This is a genomic window from Shinella sp. CPCC 101442 (assembly GCF_024704725.1).
Lineage (GTDB): Bacteria > Pseudomonadota > Alphaproteobacteria > Rhizobiales > Rhizobiaceae > Shinella.
Map to the genome: position 1 here is coordinate 56519 of NZ_JALIQS010000013.1, position 17141 is coordinate 73659.

At 63.6% G+C, this 17141-nt stretch carries 15 protein-coding genes; 12 read left to right on the forward strand and 3 right to left on the reverse strand.

Translation table 11 applies throughout. The features are described 5' to 3' along the window. Positions 1–30 precede the first annotated feature (30 nt). Genes MUO32_RS27435 through MUO32_RS27445 form a run of 3 tightly spaced genes read right to left on the reverse strand, consistent with a single transcriptional unit; the run spans position 31 to position 2502 of the window. Positions 31–1110: a class I SAM-dependent methyltransferase gene (locus tag MUO32_RS27435; protein ID WP_257951551.1), complete on the reverse strand. Its 1080-nt coding sequence runs from the start codon at positions 1108–1110 to the stop codon at positions 31–33. Between the two features lies 1 nt (position 1111). Beyond that, positions 1112–1492 carry a PAAR domain-containing protein gene (locus MUO32_RS27440; RefSeq protein WP_257951552.1) on the reverse strand — a complete coding sequence of 127 codons (381 nt, stop codon included), beginning with the start codon at positions 1490–1492 and terminating at the stop codon, positions 1112–1114. Further along, positions 1489–2502 carry an ATP-binding protein gene (locus MUO32_RS27445; protein WP_257951553.1) on the reverse strand — a complete coding sequence of 338 codons (1014 nt, stop codon included), beginning with the start codon at positions 2500–2502 and terminating at the stop codon, positions 1489–1491. Before MUO32_RS27445 ends, MUO32_RS27440 begins: the two co-directional genes overlap by 4 nt. Before the next feature lie 99 nt (positions 2503–2601). Here MUO32_RS27445 and MUO32_RS27450 point away from each other — a divergent pair, with 99 nt between their 5' ends. From MUO32_RS27450 to MUO32_RS27505, 12 genes are all read left to right on the forward strand, one after another. Beyond that, positions 2602–2964: an STAS domain-containing protein gene (locus MUO32_RS27450; RefSeq protein WP_257951554.1), complete on the forward strand. Its 363-nt coding sequence runs from the start codon at positions 2602–2604 to the stop codon at positions 2962–2964. A gap of 136 nt (positions 2965–3100) precedes the next feature. Continuing rightward, the gene (gene tssH / locus MUO32_RS27455) at positions 3101–5812 is read left to right on the forward strand and encodes a type VI secretion system ATPase TssH (RefSeq protein WP_257951555.1); all 2712 of its coding nucleotides are present in this window, start codon (positions 3101–3103) and stop codon (positions 5810–5812) included. 72 nt (positions 5813–5884) lie between these two features. Next, positions 5885–6361 carry a type VI secretion system tube protein Hcp gene (locus MUO32_RS27460; RefSeq protein WP_257951556.1) on the forward strand — a complete coding sequence of 159 codons (477 nt, stop codon included), beginning with the start codon at positions 5885–5887 and terminating at the stop codon, positions 6359–6361. Between the two features lie 121 nt (positions 6362–6482). Further along, on the forward strand, positions 6483–8519 hold the full coding sequence (locus tag MUO32_RS27465) for a type VI secretion system Vgr family protein (RefSeq protein ID WP_257951557.1): 2037 nt from the start codon (positions 6483–6485) through the stop codon (positions 8517–8519). 49 nt (positions 8520–8568) lie between these two features. Further along, on the forward strand, positions 8569–9186 hold the full coding sequence (locus tag MUO32_RS27470; RefSeq protein ID WP_244762670.1) for a hypothetical protein: 618 nt from the start codon (positions 8569–8571) through the stop codon (positions 9184–9186). A 232-nt stretch (positions 9187–9418) separates the two neighbouring features. Then, a complete protein-coding gene (tssA, locus tag MUO32_RS27475; RefSeq protein WP_257951559.1) occupies positions 9419–10549 on the forward strand; it encodes a type VI secretion system protein TssA in 1131 nt (376 codons plus the stop codon). A gap of 42 nt (positions 10550–10591) precedes the next feature. Then, positions 10592–11095, forward strand: coding sequence for a type VI secretion system contractile sheath small subunit (gene tssB, locus MUO32_RS27480; RefSeq protein WP_257951561.1), 504 nt, complete (start codon positions 10592–10594; stop codon positions 11093–11095). Between the two features lie 5 nt (positions 11096–11100). Then, positions 11101–12594, forward strand: a complete 1494-nt coding sequence (gene tssC, locus MUO32_RS27485) for a type VI secretion system contractile sheath large subunit (protein WP_257951562.1) — start codon at positions 11101–11103, stop codon at positions 12592–12594. Positions 12595–12601: 7 nt separating this feature from the next. Then, positions 12602–14131 (forward strand): type VI secretion system contractile sheath large subunit, encoded by a 1530-nt coding sequence (gene tssC, locus MUO32_RS27490; RefSeq protein ID WP_257951563.1) that lies wholly within the window; start codon positions 12602–12604, stop codon positions 14129–14131. A gap of 9 nt (positions 14132–14140) precedes the next feature. Further along, the gene (tssE, locus tag MUO32_RS27495; RefSeq protein ID WP_257951564.1) at positions 14141–14620 is read left to right on the forward strand and encodes a type VI secretion system baseplate subunit TssE; all 480 of its coding nucleotides are present in this window, start codon (positions 14141–14143) and stop codon (positions 14618–14620) included. A 131-nt stretch (positions 14621–14751) separates the two neighbouring features. After that, complete coding sequence (locus MUO32_RS27500) at positions 14752–15918, forward strand: PP2C family protein-serine/threonine phosphatase (RefSeq protein ID WP_257951565.1); 1167 nt, start codon at positions 14752–14754, stop codon at positions 15916–15918. A 195-nt stretch (positions 15919–16113) separates the two neighbouring features. Then, positions 16114–16914, forward strand: a complete 801-nt coding sequence (locus tag MUO32_RS27505) for a hypothetical protein (RefSeq protein ID WP_257951566.1) — start codon at positions 16114–16116, stop codon at positions 16912–16914. Positions 16915–17141: the final 227 nt, after the last annotated feature.

Here is a 17141-nt window from a genome sequence, read left to right on the forward strand (position 1 = left end):
GGATAGACAGAATCGCTAGTGGGAAGAATCTTACCCTACCGTTTTTCGGGCGACTACCAGATAAGCGGAATAATACATGCAAGACCGGTCATGCAACCGGACGTGCCATGGAACCTCCCCGACCGCCCCCGTGCGCCTGAGGCTACCCGCCGCAAGCGGCCCCTCGGAGAGCAGGAGATCAAGGATCGCCTCGGGGCTCCCGGCATGATGGGAGCGCTGCGAATGTCCGCCCAGCCAGGCCTCCACCGGCGTCACCTGCCCCGCCCAGTCGAAGGGAATGGAAAGAACCGCCCGGCCCTCGTCCGCCAGCACGCGGCTGATCTCGATCAGTCCGGCACGGGGATCGCGCATGCAATCCACCACATTCATGCCGATGGCGAGCGCGAAGCTGCCGGCAACAAAGGGCAGTGCCAAGGCGTCGCAGAGCCACACATCGCCACGCGCACCCGCCTGATGGCCGAGCGGATAGGACCGCCGGTCGTAGACGAGGCCGACGCGGCGCAGGCCATAGTCGATGCGTCCGTCCACCACCGCGCGCCGACCGATCCGCGCCAGCGGCACGGAAAGGTCGATGCCGATGACATCGCGGCCAAGCCGTGCGGCGGCGTCCGTGACCGTGCGGCCCGCCGCGCAGCCGATATCGAGCACCGGCCCATCCGGCAGGTCATCGCCAAGCATATCGAGCGCTTCGGCGAGATTGCGCGAGACCGCGCCGGGCCGACCGCCACCCGGCGCCGGCGTGAAGGGTGCCGGATCCTGGTCGCCCCAGTGATCCCAGGCATAGGAGGAGACATGCTGGCGGATCGATTCAAGACCGCTGCCCGGCCCCGCAGCATCGCCCAGCAAGCTTTCGACAGCCGGTGTGAGATCGTTGCGCGCCAAGAGATAAAAGAGATTGTCCTGCACGAAGCGGCGCACCTCGGGCACGATGATCGGCATGCCGTCGAGAATGGGATATTCCGAGCCGCAGCTCTGGCAGGCGAGGATGCCGCTTTGGACATCGCCGGCCGCCTCGGCCTCGATGGTGCTCAACGCCAGCGGGCTGTCCTGGCCGTTCAGCCGGCAGACGGGGCAGACCGGCCGCAGCTTTTCGAAATGGGAAAGCCGCACGTCAGCCGCCGATCATCACGGTCGGGCAGCCAGGCGGCAGGATCTTTCCGACAGGGCTCGGGATCGGCGCGACGCAGGCGGGGTGCAGCGTCAGGTCGTTGATGCGTGCGGCCGGCAGGCCGCCGACCAGCACGGTGGAAGACCCCTTCGAGATCATGCCCGGTCCGCCGGGAATGCAGCCCGGCAGCGAGCATATCAGCGTCGTGTCGGTCACGCGCGCGGCCGGCATGTTGCCGATCAGCACGTTGGGCTGGCCCTTGATGATCGCGATCGGCAGGGCCGGATGCGGCGTCGGTGTCGGCACCAGCGCTGCAGGATGGATCGGCGCATGGCAATGCGGCGCGTCCTGCTTGACCATGTCCCCCATGCGTGCGGCGTTCATGATGCTTTCTCCGCCCGGCCGGCGAGCTGCTTTTCCAGTTTCAAAACGTTCCAGCCATTACGGCGCTCATAGGAAACCCTGTCAAGCAGCGTGCGGACGAAATGCATGCCGAGCCCGCCGATCTGCCGGCTTTCGAGATCGGCGTCGAGATCGGGCGCGGGAATGCCGAGCGGATCGAACGGCCGCCCGTCGTCCTGCACCTCGATGGTGAGATGCCCCGCATCGACCGCGAGCGACAGGAGGATTTCATGCGCATTGCCGTCCTCGAAGCCGTAATTGACGGTGTTGGTCAGCACCTCGTCGAGTGCGACATCGATGCCGGTCAGATCCTCTTCGCTGGTCCCGTTCATTTCCAGGAAACGCCGCACCTTCTCGCCCGCCGCCTGGATATCGCCATGCGTGTTGCCGATCGAAAAGACCGTCTCCTGAGCAAGCCGGCCGCGCGTCTTGAAAAGCAGCGCGCAGACCGCACCCGATTTGCCGTGACCGATCCGGGCGCGCACCGGGGCGGCAATTCCCTCCACGGAGGCGAACGTCACGGCTTCGGGAATGTCCATGTCCCCCGCCGCAAGCCATAACAGATCGCCTGAAGTCAGCGTCGCATGGTTCCCGACCGTTACCGCCGCCTGACCGCACGTAGCGCCCGAGGCTGTACCGGCAACGACGTCGATGACCAGGAGAGCGATGTCGAGGCCGGCGGTATCGACCCGCCCGGAAAGCGCGTCCAGCGCCTCTCCGGCGGTACGAACCTTGGCGAGAACGGCGCGAATCAGCTGCTTGATGCCGGCCGCCCGTAGCGCGGCGGCGATGTCACCGCCCGCAACGCGGACCGCGCCGACGGCCAGCACCGAGCGCGCCGGCCAGAAATGATCGTGAAAGGAGACCGTGTCGCCCGCATCGCACGCCCCCCCTTCGAGCTCCGTTTCACGGCGCACGGGAAAGCGCTGCGGCGCAAGCGCGGTACGCAGCTGCGCGACCAGCGCGGCATCCGACAGCGGATCGTTCGCCATCACGCCGGCACACCGCGGAGTTTCAAAAAAGGTTGTGGCAAGTGATACAACTTTCTGGAATCATCGCCCGCATTCGACGCCGTCAGGCGACGCGCCAGAGTGATCAACGAAAAGCGTAAGGTCAATATCATCATGAACATCGCCGAGGCCCGGCAGGGCAACAAGCTCGTCGTCATCCCGAGCGGACGGATCGACAGCCAGACCTCGCCCGTATTCGACAGGCACCTCACCGCCGTCATCGAGCGCGGAGACGTGCATCTCGTCATCGATCTGACAGGTCTCGACTATATCAGCAGCACCGGGCTTTCCGCCTTCCTGTCCGCCGCCAAGAAAGTTCGCGCGGCCGGTGGCAGCATGGCGCTGGCGGGCCTCAACAGCCGTATCCGGCTGGTGTTCGAGATGAGCGGTTTCTTAAGGTTGTTTCCGATATATGCGACGGTCGACGCTGCAATCGTCGGCTGAAGCGCCACGGCCCGTGGACTTTTACGGGAACTCGGAATTAACTGGTCACAATTTCGCTATATGTGTTTTGATGTGATTCGTCTTTTGCGCTGATCTGTGGTCGTCTGATCGGCGCGGCAAAAGCTGGGGGGCTTTCTTGCTAAACGTTGATTTGCAATCGCTCGTGGGGCGACTGAATGCGCATTGCCGTTCGTCGCTCGAAGGCGCGGTCGGCCTGACGCTTTCGCGGACCCACTACAATGTCGAGATCGAGCATTGGCTCGCCAAGCTTGTCGAGGCGACGGACAATGACGTCGCGGCGATCCTGCGCCATTTCGAGATCGATACGAGCCGGCTTGCGGCCGACCTCACCAAGGTTCTCGACCGGATGAAGACCGGCAACAGCCGTTCCCCGGCGCTGACGCCCAATGTCGTGAAATGGGTACGGGAAGCCTGGATCTACGGCTCGCTGCAGTATGGCGACACATCGATCCGCAGCGGCTACCTGCTGGTCAGCCTGCTCGGCGACGATAGCCTTTCCGCGCTTGCCCGCGACGCCTCCCCACAGTTTGCCCGTATCAATGCCGAGGCGCTGAAGACCAGCCTCCTCAAGATCATTTCGGGCAGCAGCGAAGCCGGCCAATCGGCTGCGGGCAGCAGCAAGGGCGCGTCTTCCGACGGTGCGCCGGCCTCCTCTCCCGCCGGTGCCGTAGGCGGCTCGGCGCTCGACCAGTACACGATCAACCTCACGGCGCGGGCGCGCGACGGCAAGATCGACCCGGTGCTCGGCCGCGATTCCGAAACGCGCCAGATCGTCGACATCCTTACCCGCCGCCGCCAGAACAACCCGATCCTCACCGGCGAAGCCGGCGTCGGCAAGACGGCGGTCGTGGAAGGCTTTGCGCTCAAGATCGCCGCGGGCGAGGTGCCTGACGCCCTCAAGGATGTCGAACTGCTTTCGCTCGACCTCGGCCTTCTGCAAGCCGGTGCGGGCATGAAGGGTGAATTCGAGAACCGTTTGAAGAAGGTGATCGAGGAGGTGAAGGCCTCCGCCAAGCCGATCATCATGTTCATCGACGAGGCCCATACGCTCATCGGCGCCGGTGGCGCCGCCGGCCAGAACGACGCTGCGAACCTCCTGAAGCCGGCGCTTGCCCGTGGCGAGATGCGCACCATCGCCGCCACCACTTGGGCGGAGTACAAAAAATACTTCGAACGCGACCCGGCGCTGACACGCCGCTTCCAGGTGGTGAAGGTGGAGGAGCCCGGCGACGAGGCGGCCATCGCCATGATGCGCGGCCTCATTCCGACGCTGGAGCGCCATCATGGCGTGCGCGTGCTCGCCGAGGCCGTGGAAGACGCCGTGCGCCTCTCCCGCCGCTATATTCCGAGCCGCCAGCTGCCCGACAAGGCCGTGAGCCTGCTCGATACCGCCTGCGGCCGCGTCGCCATTGCCAGCAACGCCATTCCGGCCGCCGTTGAAGACCGCCGCCGCCGCATCGACATGATCGATGTCGATCTTGGCGTGCTTACCCGCGAAACCAAGATCGGCGCCGATCACAAGACGCGCATCGCTGACCTCAACGACGAGCGCGTGCGCGTTGCCGAAGAGCTCGAAAAGCTCGAGGACCAGTGGAAGCGCGAGCAGGACCTCGTCTCCCGCATCCGCGGCCTGCACGATGCGCTGACGGCGCCGGACGATACCCCGGCCGACCAGAGCCCCGAGGAGATGAAGGCCGAGCTTGCCACGCTCACCGGTGAGCTGGACGCCCTGCAGGGCGAGACGCCGCTCATGCGCGTCACGGTCGACAGCCAGGCGATCGCCGAAGTCGTCGGCAACTGGACGGGCATTCCCGTCGGCCGCATGGTCTCCAACGAGATCAAGACGATCCTCGGCCTCAACGACAAGCTGCGCGAACGCGTGATCGGCCAGTCGCATGCGCTGGAAGCCATCGCCGAAACGATCCGTACCTCGCGCGCGAAACTGCTCGATCCGCGCAAGCCGATCGGCGTCTTCCTGATGGTGGGCACGTCGGGCGTCGGCAAGACCGAAACGGCGCTCGCACTTGCCGACCTGCTCTATGGCGGCGAGCAGAACCTCACCGTCATCAACATGTCGGAGTTCAAGGAAGAGCATAAGGTCTCGATGCTCGTCGGCTCGCCGCCCGGCTATGTCGGCTACGGCGAAGGCGGCGTCCTGACGGAAGCAGTGCGCCGGCGTCCCTATTCGGTCATTCTGTTCGACGAGATGGAAAAGGCCCATCCGGGCGTGCAGGACGTGTTCTACCAGGTGTTCGACAAGGGCATGCTGCGTGACGGCGAAGGCCGTGACATCGACTTCAAGAACACCGTCATCATCATGACTTCGAATGCCGGCACCGACCTCATTCACAAGCTCTATGCCGATCCGGACAAGCGGCCGGACCTGACCGAGCTGACGGAAGCGATCCGGCCGGAACTCCTGAAGAGCTTCAAACCGGCCTTCCTCGGCCGCTGCTCGGTTGTGCCCTATTTCCCGCTCGCCGACGACGTCATCCGCAAGATCGTCTCGCTGCAACTCGGCCGCATTCGCAAGCGCTTCGCGGAAAACTACAACGCGACCCTGTCCTGGGACGATTCGCTCGTCGAGGCGATCGCCAGCCGCTGCACCGAGGTGGAAAGCGGCGCGCGCAACATCGAATACATTCTTTCGCGTGGGCTCCTGCCGCGCCTGTCCTCCCATGTGCTCGCCGTCATGGCGGAGGGTGGACAGATCGGCGGACTGAAGGCTGTTCTCGACGAGAACGGTCAATTCGAATTCCACGCGCAACCCTCGGATGGTACGGTCGTGCAACCGGAACAGCCGGCGGAACTGGCGGCAGCGAAGTAAAGCAATACCGGGCGGCGGCATGCCGACCCGGCACATCGATCGATCTCAATCCGGATACGAAGGGAGCGCATAATGGCAATCTATCTGAAATACGAAGGTATCGACGGGGAAGCGACGCACGACACCCACAAGAAGTGGATCGACGTACAGTCCCTGTCGTTCGGCACCGGCCGTGGCATTTCCACGCCGGCGGGCTCGACCGCCAACCGCGAGGCAAGCGAGCCGAACATCAGCGAAGTCGTCATCTCCAAGCTGCTCGACGGCTCCTCGCCGAAGCTGTTTACGGAATCGGTAACGGGCACCGCCGGCAAGAAGGTGGAAATCCACCTCGTCAGCACCGGCAATCCGGGCAATACCTATGTCGAATACGTGCTGACCAACGCACTCATCTCGGGCTACAGCGTCTCCTCCGGCGGCGACCGCCCGTCGGAATCGATCTCGATCAACTTCACCAAGCTCGAGTTCAAGTTCATCCCCTATGATGACAAGAACAAGGGCGGCACGCCGGTTACGGTCAACTACGACCTCACCACGACGAAGAGCGGCTGATCGCTCCGCTTCAGGCTCCTTCAGGGCACGGCCGCAGCAGATGCCGCGGCCGTGCCCCGATTTCGACAGCATTCATGCGGCGATGCGTGCCCGACGCGCATCCATCGGGCAATAATACCCCATGGCGACGACCCTAGTTCAAGAGGACCGTTGGATCACCCTCGAGACACCGCTCGGGGAAAACGCCTTTGTCGCGACGGAAGCTCGCGGCACCGAAGGCATTTCCAGCCTCTTCTCCTTCACGGTCAGTGCCCTTTCCCCCCGTACCTCGATCGATCCCAAGACGCTGCTCGGCAAGAGTGTGACGCTGTCGCTCGCGCGGCCGGGCGGCAAGCGTCGCTTCGTCAACGGCATCGTCACCTCGTTCTCGGCCGGCGCCTTCACGCGCAACGACCACCGGCTCTATACGCTGACGATCTCGCCGAGCCTGTGGCTCCTGCAACGCACGTCCGACCACAAGGTCTTTCAGGAAAAAACCGTCGTCGCCATTGCCGAGCAGCTGCTGGGCGACAGCGACGTGCCCTTCGAGAAGAAGCTGAACGCCACCTACGAGACCTCGGAATACCGCGTGCAGTTCGGCGAAACGGATTTCGATTTCTTCCAGCGCATCCTCGCCGAAGAGGGCATCTTCTATTTCTTCAAGCACAAGGACGGCGAGCACAAGCTGGTGCTGGCCGACAATGCATCCGCCTATGCAGACAGCCTGCAGGCGACGGTCGAGTACCGCCAGGCGCAGGAAGAGGCCGTCGATAGCGTGCATGCCTTCGATACCGGCGCCAGCCTCACCGATGCCGCCTGGCATATCGAGGATTACGACTTCGAGAAGCCCGCCAACAATATCGAGGGCGAGCGCAAGACGAACCAGCAGCCGTCCTCGACCAAGAAATGGGAGCACTACCGCTTCCCCGGCGCCTCCGTGAAGGCCGCCAGCCTGAAACAATTCGCTACCGTCGCCATCGACGCCGCCGAGGCCGGCTTCGAGACCGCCACGGGTGCCGGCACCTGCGCGAGTTTCACCAGCGGGCACGCCTTCACCCTGAAAGGCCACCCCGTCGCTGCGGAAAACCGCCGCCTCGTGCTGACCGAGGTCCACCACGAAGCCATCGATCGCGCGCATTTCGCCACGCGGCCCGGCACCGAGGTGAAACCCTATTATCGCAACGGCTTCACCTGCATGCCCGCCGCACGCATCGCTCGCAATCCGCTGCCTATGCCCAAGCCCGTCGTGCAGGGACCGCAGACAGCCGTCGTCGTCGGCCCGTCGGGCGAGGAAATCCATACGGACAAATACGGGCGCATCCGCGTCCAGTTTCATTGGGACCGCTACGGCAAGAAGAACGAAAAAAGCTCCTGCTTCGTGCGCGTGGCGCAGTCGCTTGCCGGCAGCAACTGGGGCTCGGTCTTCGTGCCGCGCATCGGCATGGAAGTGGTGGTGCAGTTCCTCGACGGCGACCCGGATCGACCGCTGGTGACGGGCGCGGTCTACAATGCCGACAACATGCCGCCCTGGGCGCTGCCCGGAAATATGACGAAGAGCGGTCTTCTGACCCGCAGCACCAAATCCGGCCAGACGGCGAATGCCAACGAACTCTCCTTCGAAGACAAGAAGGGCGAGGAAAAGATCGCTTTCCACGCCGAGAAGGATTTTTTGCGCGAGGTCGAAAACGACGACACGCTGGATGTCGGCCATGACCAGAAGCGCACGATCAAGAACAACCGCACAACGACGATCACCGAAGGCAATGAAAGCCTGACGATCAAGAAGGGCAACCGGACGGAAAAGATCGAGACGGGCAACGAGACGCTCGATATCGACAAGGGCAATCGCACCGTCACGCTCTCCACCGGCAATGACGGACTGACCCTCAAGAAGGGCAACCGGACGGTCGATCTGTCCATGGGCAATGACAGCCTGACGCTGACCAAGGGAAACCAGACGACCAAGGCGAGCGCCGGCAAGATCACGCTGGAGGCGATGCAGGGCATCACGCTCAAATGCGGTGGAAGCACGATCGAACTGACACCGAGCGGCATTACCATGAAGGGCGTGACTCTGACCATCCAGGGTTCCGCCAAGACCGACGTCAAGGGACCGATCGTCAACGTCGCCGGCGACGGCATGGTCGTCGTCAAGGGCGGCATCGTGAAGATCAACTAGCGTGCCCCTTGAGCGGGGTGCATTGGAAATTGGGTAGAACGAAGGGCAGATGGTGAAGATCCAGACGGAAGCCTTCCGCAAGGTGACGGCCGAGACGGCGCAGGAAATCTGCGGCCGCGCGGACCTGTCCGCCGAGGCCCGGCCCTTCCTGCTGCCCAATCTCTCGCCGCAGGGTTTCCTGTCACTGCTTGTCGATGCGGAAAATATTGGCGACGCCATCCGCTTCCTCGCCTTCGCACTGCCGATCCGCGAGGCGATCTGGTGGGCCTATGTGGTGGCGAAGACCAATCTGCACGCCCCGACCGAGTTGGAGCTTTTGTGCATGGAACGCGCAGCCGCCTGGGTCTATGCGCCGGACGAAGCGCATCGCCGCTCTTGCATGGAATGCGCCGAATCGGCCAACTTCACCGGAGCTGCGGCCTATGCGGCGCTCGCCGTGTTCTGGTCGGGCGGCAGCCTGGCGCCGCAGGGCATGCCGGATGCCGACGCGGATCCGCGGCTGGGCCCGATCGGCGTCGGAGCCTCGGTGCTCCTGTCGATCACGGCGGGCGATGCGACGACACTGACCGACCGGTTCGAAACGGCCATCGTGCGTGGGGTCAGCGTTGCCAACGGGGGCAATGGGTGGTTGCCCGGCGAGCGACCGACAGGCGCAACCGGAACCTGAAAGAATCGCATGATGCGCTTCAAGATCGATTAAGTATTTGGGGCTAAGCATTCACTCTCCAGCCCCGCGCGAGTAGCGGTATCCGATTAAGCAGGCCCAGCAGAACGCCCAGCGATTTTGCGTCCGACCTGCCTGAACAAGACGAGTGCGTTCTGGTTTTCGACGTGCGGCGGAAGCGGCTTGTTGCCGATGCCCCGTGATCGTCCCGCGAGGGAAGAAGGGATCTCTATCCATGGCTCTGCCGCAGGTTATCGATGTCGATGCTCTGCTCCAGCCGATCTCGGAGGAAACACCTTCGGGCGTGGACCCGCGCTCGGACAGCTCGTCCACATCTCTCTATTATCGCACCAAGGATGCCCGCAACGCTGCCCGGTCGGCCGAACGCGCCGCTGTCGAAATCGGCGGCGCGCCGCCGGAGGAATGGGATACCGTTGCCGATACGGCGAGCGAGATTCTCGGCGGCCACGGCAAGGACCTCGAAATCGCCGCCTGGCTGATAGAATCCCTGCTGCGCCGGGAAGGCTTCGCCGGCCTTCGCGATGGCTTGAAGGTGATGACCGGCCTCGTCACCGGCTTCTGGGAAAGCTGCTATCCCGAACTCGACGAGGACGGCGTGGAGGGCAAGGTCTCGGCGGTCGCCGGTCTCAACGGCTCGGGCGCCGTCGGCACGCTCATCCAGCCGATCCGGCTTGTGTCGATCACGCAGGGATCGCAGGGCAGCTTCTCGCTGTGGAATTACGAGCAGGCGACGGATCTCGCCAAGGTCACGGACAGCAACCGTCGGCAGGAGCGCATCGACAACGGCGCCGTGACCATGGAACAGTTCATGGAGAGCGTGGCCGATACGCCGGCCTCGTTCTTCGCCGAAACCCAGTCGGCCATCGTGGAAGCGCTGGCAGCGCTTGCGGAAATGTCCACCGCCTTCGATGCGGTCGCTGGCGTGGACGCGCCGCCCGTTTCGGCGCTGCGTGAGCTGCTGGAGGAAATATCGAGGTCGATCACCCACTTCGCCGCTGACAAGCTTGCCGTTGCGAACTACTCTGCAACCAGCGAGGAACCCGACCCGGCTCAAGAGGGTGAAACCGGAGGGGCGTCGACGGGGGAAACCACCGTCGTCGTGCGCAAGATCGAAGGCTACCAGTCACGTGAAGAGGCTTTGGCGGAACTGTCCCGCATCGCCGTCTACTTCCGCAAGACGGAGCCCCATTCGCCCATGTCCTATACGCTCGACGACGCCGTCCGGCGAGCGCGCATGAGCCTGCCCGAACTGTTGTTGGAACTGGTCGAAGACCCGTCCCATCTGCAGCGGATCCTGCTGGCGGCGGGTATCAAGCCGCCGGAGCCGGCCGAACAGGGTTATTGATAACGAGTTGCAGCAAATCCACCGCTTGAAGAGGGGGCCGTCATGGCAGAGAGCGTTCAACAGAAACTGAAGAGAGTGCGCGCACCGCGCGTCCACATTACCTATGACGTGGAGACGGAAGGCGCACAGGTCCGCAAGGAACTGCCGTTCGTCGTCGGCGTGATCGGCGATTTCTCCGGCAAGCCTTACGAGCCGCAGAAGCCGTTGCGCGACCGCAAGTTCACCCAGATCGACCGCGACAACTTCGACGATGTCATGCAGCGCATGACGCCCGGCGCGGAATTCAAGGTCGAGAACACGCTGGCAGGTGACGATTCGCTGCTGCCCGTTTCGCTGAAGTTCAAGTCGATCGCCGACTTCGAGCCCGGCGCGATCGTCGACCAGGTCGAACCGCTGCGCAAGCTTCTGGCGGTGCGCAACAAGCTGCGCGACCTGATGTCCAAGGTCGACCGTTCCGAAGAGCTGGAAAGCCTGCTCGAGGAAGTCCTGCAGAACACCGACAAGCTGACGGCGCTCGCCGGCCAGCTTGGCGCAGAGAAGGAGTAACGGGAATGAGCGCCGAGACCCAAGCAGCCGGCAGTGCAGCTGCCACTGAGGAAACCGGTTCCCTGAGCCTCCTCGACCAGGCCATCCAGGTTACCAAGACGGCCGAGCCGGACGAGATCCAGGACCTCCTGCGCACCCTGACGTCGGAAGCCCTTTCCGGCACCGTCACGTTCAGCAAGAACCTGACGCAGACCTTCAACAAGGCGATCGCGGCCATCGACGAGAAGCTCTCCAAGCAGCTGACCGCGATCATGCACAACGAGGAATTCCAGAAGCTGGAAGGCTCCTGGCGTGGCCTCAACTATCTCGTCAAGAACTCGGAAACCAGCTCCACGCTGAAGATCCGCGTTCTCAACATGACGAAGAAGGAACTGCACAAGGACCTGACGAAGGCCGTCGAGTTCGACCAGAGCCAGATCTTCAAGAAGCTCTACGAAAATGAATTCGGCACCCCCGGCGGTGAGCCCTACGGCACGCTGATCGGCGACTTCGAATTCGGCAACGGTACGGAAGACCTCGAAGTGCTGCAGGGCATGTCGAACGTCGCCGCCGCTTCCTTCGCGCCCTTCGTCTCGGCCGCAAGCCCGAAGATGTTCGGCCTCGAGAGCTTCACGGAACTGTCCAAGCCGCGCGATCTCGAGAAGATCTTCGACAGCTCGGAATACATCAAGTGGCGCGGTTTCCGTGACAGCGACGACAGCCGTTTCGTCACGCTCACCATGCCGCGCGTCCTCGCTCGCGTTCCCTACGGCTCGCAGGGCAAGGAGATCGAGGAGTTCAAGTTCGAGGAAGCCCCGATCGACGCCAACGGCGTCGTGTCGAAGATGAAATCGAACGAATTCGCCTGGATGAACGCCTCCTATGCGCTGGGCGAGCGCCTGACCTCGGCCTTCGCGAAATACGGCTGGTGCGTTGCCATCCGTGGCGCCGAGGGCGGCGGCAAGGTGGAAAACCTGCCGACCTTCACCTTCACCAGCGATGACGGCGATGCCGACCAGCAGTGCCCGACGGAAATCGGCATCACCGACCGTCGCGAAGCAGAGCTTTCCAAGCTCGGCTTCCTGCCGCTCTGCCACTACAAGAGCACGGACTATGCGGTGTTCTTCGGTGCCCAGACGACGCAGCGCCCCAAGAAGTACGACAAGCCGGATGCAACGGCGAACGCGGCGATCTCCGCCCGCCTGCCCTACATCATGGCGACCTCGCGCTTCTCGCACTATCTCAAGGTCATGGGCCGCGACAAGATCGGCTCCTTCCTCGAGGTCAGCGACTGCGAAACCTGGCTCAACAACTGGATCCGCAACTTCGTCAACGGCAATCCGGATGCGAGCGCCGAGATGAAGGCGCAGTATCCGCTGGCCGAAGCCCAGGTCACGGTGAAGGAAATCCCCGGTTCGCCGGGCGCCTACAATGCCGTTGCCTACCTGCGTCCATGGCTCCAGATGGAAGAACTCACGGCTTCCATGCGCCTCGTCGCCCGCATCCCGCAGATGGGATGACGCCCGGATGGATGAAAACGCAACCATCGCCGTGGACACCGCCTCCGGCGGCGATGGTGCAAGACAACGCGAAGCCGGTCTCCGGCTTCGCATCGTCGCTGCCGCTCTCGGCACCGGCACGGACGTCGAGGCCGATGCGCTCGACCGCTTCCTGACGAGCGACGATCCCGAAGAATGCCTCCGCCTCTGGTTCGGTCCCAAGACCGTCCGCCGCGCGGTTCTCACGCGCGACATCGCCGCCATCGACGTTCTCCTGGGCGACCAGATCGACACGATCATCCACCAGCCGGACTTCAGACGCCTCGAAGCCTCCTGGCGCGGCGTCGATCTTCTTCTTTCCGAAACCGGCAACGACGACAAGGTTCGCGTCAAACTCTTCAACGCCACATGGGCGGAGCTGTCGCGCGATTTCGACCGCGCCATCGAGTTCGATCAGAGCACGCTCTTCGCCAAGGTCTATAACGAAGAATATGGCATGCCGGGCGGCGTGCCCTATGGCCTGCTGCTCTGCGATCACGCCGTGCGCCACCGCCCGACGCCCGGCTCGGGCGCCCAGGACGATGTCGGCACGCTGACGGGCCTGGCCCAGGTCGCCGCGGCCTCCTTTTCGCCCTGCATTCTTGGCGCCGCGCCCGAATTGTTCGGCGTCACCACCTTCGCCGACCTTTCCTATGCGCAACGGCTCGATTCCGGCTTCCAGCTCGGCGAATATCATCGCTGGCGGCAGCTGCGCGATCTCGAGGACAGCCGCTTCCTCGGCATCGCCATGCCGCGCATCCTGCTGCGCGATCGCTACCGCGACAGCGCCTCCCGACTCGACGGCTTCCGCTACAGCGAAGGCGGCACGGGTGTCGATTCCTGGCTCTGGGGCAACGCCGCCTTCGCCTTCGGCGTCATCGCCATCCGCGCTTTCCGCGAACGGGGCTGGTTTGCCGATCTCTGCGGGACGCGCGGCACTGAGCGTGAATCCGGCGGTGTGATCGCCCAGCTTCCGGTCGCCAATTTCTCGACCGGCGAGGCCGTCGCCTATCGTCGCCCGCTGGAAGTGGAACTGACCGACAAGAAGCAGAAAATCCTCGAGGCACTCGGCTTCATCGCGCTCACGCCGCAGAATTTCGACCGTTCCGTCGTCTTCCTCGGCGCCCAGTCGCTCTATGCTGCGCCCCCCGACAGCGCGCTTCCCGCCCAGGTGAACGGCCGGCTTTCCGCCATGCTGCACTATGTCATGTGCATGAGCCGCTTTGCCCATTATGTGAAGATCATGGCTCGCGACCGTGTCGGCGCCTATACGACGCCGCATGAGCTGGAACGCTACCTCGAAGACTGGCTGCGCAACTATACGATCGGCAACACCGATGCCGGCCCGGAGCTGAAGGCGCGCTATCCGCTTGCCGGCGCGCGCATCGAGATGAGCGAAGTAAGCGGTCGCCACGGTGTCATGAACTGCGTGCTGCATCTCCAGCCGCATTTCCAGTTCGACCAGGTCGTCTCGGGCTTTCGCATGCGCACGGAAGTGCAGACCTTGCGAACACGGTAAGGGAGATTCATGGCTCGTCTCCCCAACAAGGTCCCGCCCCGCCTGCCGCTCTTCGACCGGCTGCTGCAGGGCGACAGCATCGAGACGGACCGCAGCGCCGACCGCGCCATGCAGGAACTGCACGAATCCGTGCGCCGTGACCTCGAAATCCTCTTCAACACCCGGCCCGGCCGCCTGCCCGACGATGCGCGGCTGACGGAGCTTCGCCAGTCGATCCTGTCCTACGGCTTGCAGGAGGTGCAGAGCCAGCACCTCGCCTCCCCCACCCAGCAGGAACTGTTCCGCAAGAACCTCGAAGAGGTCATACGCCGCTTCGAGCCGCGCTTTCGCGAGCTCTCCGTCGTGCTGATCGTGCCGGAGAACCAGATCGAGCGCGTGCTGCGCTTCCAGATCAACGCCCTGCTCGAAACGGACTCGTCCAGCGAAGCCGTGATCTTCAACACCGCCATCGATCCCGTCACCGGCATGATGTCCATCAACGGCCGCTAGCGCCTTGCAACGTTTCGCGATTGGCGTAACGTGACACGCGAAGCACAGCTTCCCCGAGTGCATTTCCGGTGAACTCTGGTTCACCGGAAATGCACTCGTGTTTTGTTTTTACCGCATTCGCGAGGCCTTCTTTGGATTTCTCCCAGGCGAAAATCCTCATCGTCGATGATGTCGAGGACAACAGGGACGTGCTGGCGCGTCGCCTGAAGCGGCAGGGCCTCGTCGATATCCAGCAGGCGGGCGACGGGCTCGATGCACTCGAAAAAGTCCGCAGCGAACCCTTCGATCTCATCCTGCTCGACGTGATGATGCCGCGCATGAACGGTATCGACGCGCTCCAGGCCCTGAAGGACGAAGGCTGGCTCAAAACCACCTCCGTCGTGATGATCTCCGCCGCCTCGGAAATCGAAACCGTGGTGCGCTGCATCGAGCTTGGCGCTGAGGACTACCTGCCGAAACCCTTCAATCCGGCGTTGCTCGCCGCCCGCGTCGGTGCGGTGCTGGAGCGAAAGCTGCTGCGCGACGTGAACCGCCGCCAGCTGGAAAGGCTGGAACGGGAGCTTGCGGAAGCCTGGCTCTGCCAGCAATCCATGCTGCCGACCGACTTTCCGGTCGACCCCGCGGTGCTCGACATTTTTGCCAGCGTCGATCCGGCGCTGGAAGTGGGTGGCGATCTCTACGACGTTTTCGAGGTAGCCCCCGGCCTCATCGCGCTCGCCATCGGCGACGTCGCCGGCAAGGGTGCGTCGGCAGCGCTGTTCATGGCCCGCACGCGCAGCCTGCTGCGCGCCGGCACGTTGCAGTTCCACGCCGTCTCCGGCCGGGTGCCGCGCCCTTCGGAAATCGTCGCGCTCGTCAACGACGAGCTTAACAAGAACAATCCGCAGTCGCGCTTCGTCACGCTGTTCCTCGCCTTCCTGGACCTGTCGACCGGGCACCTTTCCTATTGCAATGCCGGCCATGTCTATCCGGTTCTGGCAGGCGCAAACGGCGTCAGCGAAGTGGCGACATCGCCCGATCCCGCACTCGGCGTCATCGACGGGCTCGACTTCCATGACCATGACCTGACGCTCGCGCTGAACGATTGCCTGTTCCTGACGTCTGACGGCCTTTCGGACATGCAGAACGCCGAACAGGCCCAGTTCGGCACCGAGAACGTTCTTGCCGAAATCTCCGCCCACAAGGCGCTTCCCGCGGCGGAACTGGCCGGCGCGGTGCTCGCCAAGGCACAGGCTTTTGCCGGTGGCGCGGCGCAATTCGACGACATCACCGTGCTCGTCGTAAGACGGTTGCGCTAGGCGCGAAAAGTGCAGCCGGAACGCGACTAACCCCTGTCAATTTCACAGGCATTGCAGTAGCTTTGTCACGGGCCTTGCGCCGTCGCAGGGGAATCACGCGATGCTTACGCAATCCAGTGAAAACAATGAGGTAGCATGGCCGCCGGCTTCAGTCCGACAGCTGCTGCTCGAAGCGTCTCATAGAGGGGGAAAATCGTGCCGGGTATCAATTTTGGCGCTCTGGACAAGAGCGACGCTGAAGATGTGTGCTGGTGCGTCGTCGAGTCCATCGCCGACATGGACGATACGGCGTCCAGCATCATCGCCGTCGTGCACTTCCTGCGCGAGGTCTACGGCGCTGATGACGCGGACGAGAAGGTCATCCCGAATCCGGCGTTCCTCGCCAATGGTCATGACGGCATGTCGCCGAAGACCCGCAAATACTTTACCGGCCGCACCTTCAAGGGTCTTGGTGGCAGTGCCGTCAGCCTGGCGGGCGGCCTCGCCTCCGGCGTGACGGCTGTCGATGTCGGCAGCATCCTTCGCGAAGGCAGCGCCGTCGGCACCACCGCCGCTCACCTCGTCGGCATCAAGGCCGCCGGCAAGGGTTTCAAGAAGAGCGAGACGGTAACCCGCTGGGTCGATGCGATGCTGAAGGCCAAGGTCGCCAAGATCGGCGTTCGCGGCGTGGGCCTCGCCGGCGCCGCCATCCCGATCCCGGCCGTCGGGCTTGCCACCAGCGTCGCGACGACGGTCGCAAAACTCGGCATCAAGGTCACGCTCAGCAAGCTCGTCGCCCGCACCGCGATGGAAGTGCATTGGCGCGCCTATCAGGAAACCGTGATCGCCGGCGCCTTCGGTGCGCGCAACGGCCCCGTCGGGCCCGCCTCGGCGATGTTCTACGAAATCTTCACCAAGCGCAGCTTTACCCGCATCTTCGGCAAACACGACACCGCCGCCCTGATCAAGGAACCCGCTGGCTGGATGGCGCTGAACGACAAGCTGATGCTGATGTGAGGCGCTTGCGCCTCAACCACACCGGCGTTCCAGGGGCAGCCGTGTAGGAAGAGACCTCGTTTGCCCCTACGAAGCGCGGCCTTCACCAAGGCCGCGTTTTTTTTGCGCTTCAACCACGCATCGCCAGTCCCTTGTCATCGAACCTGTGGATTCGTGTTGTGTCAGGCGTGAGCCATACGGTATCGCCGTGGGTGACGGGGAAGTCGCCGTCGGCGCGTACGGTCATC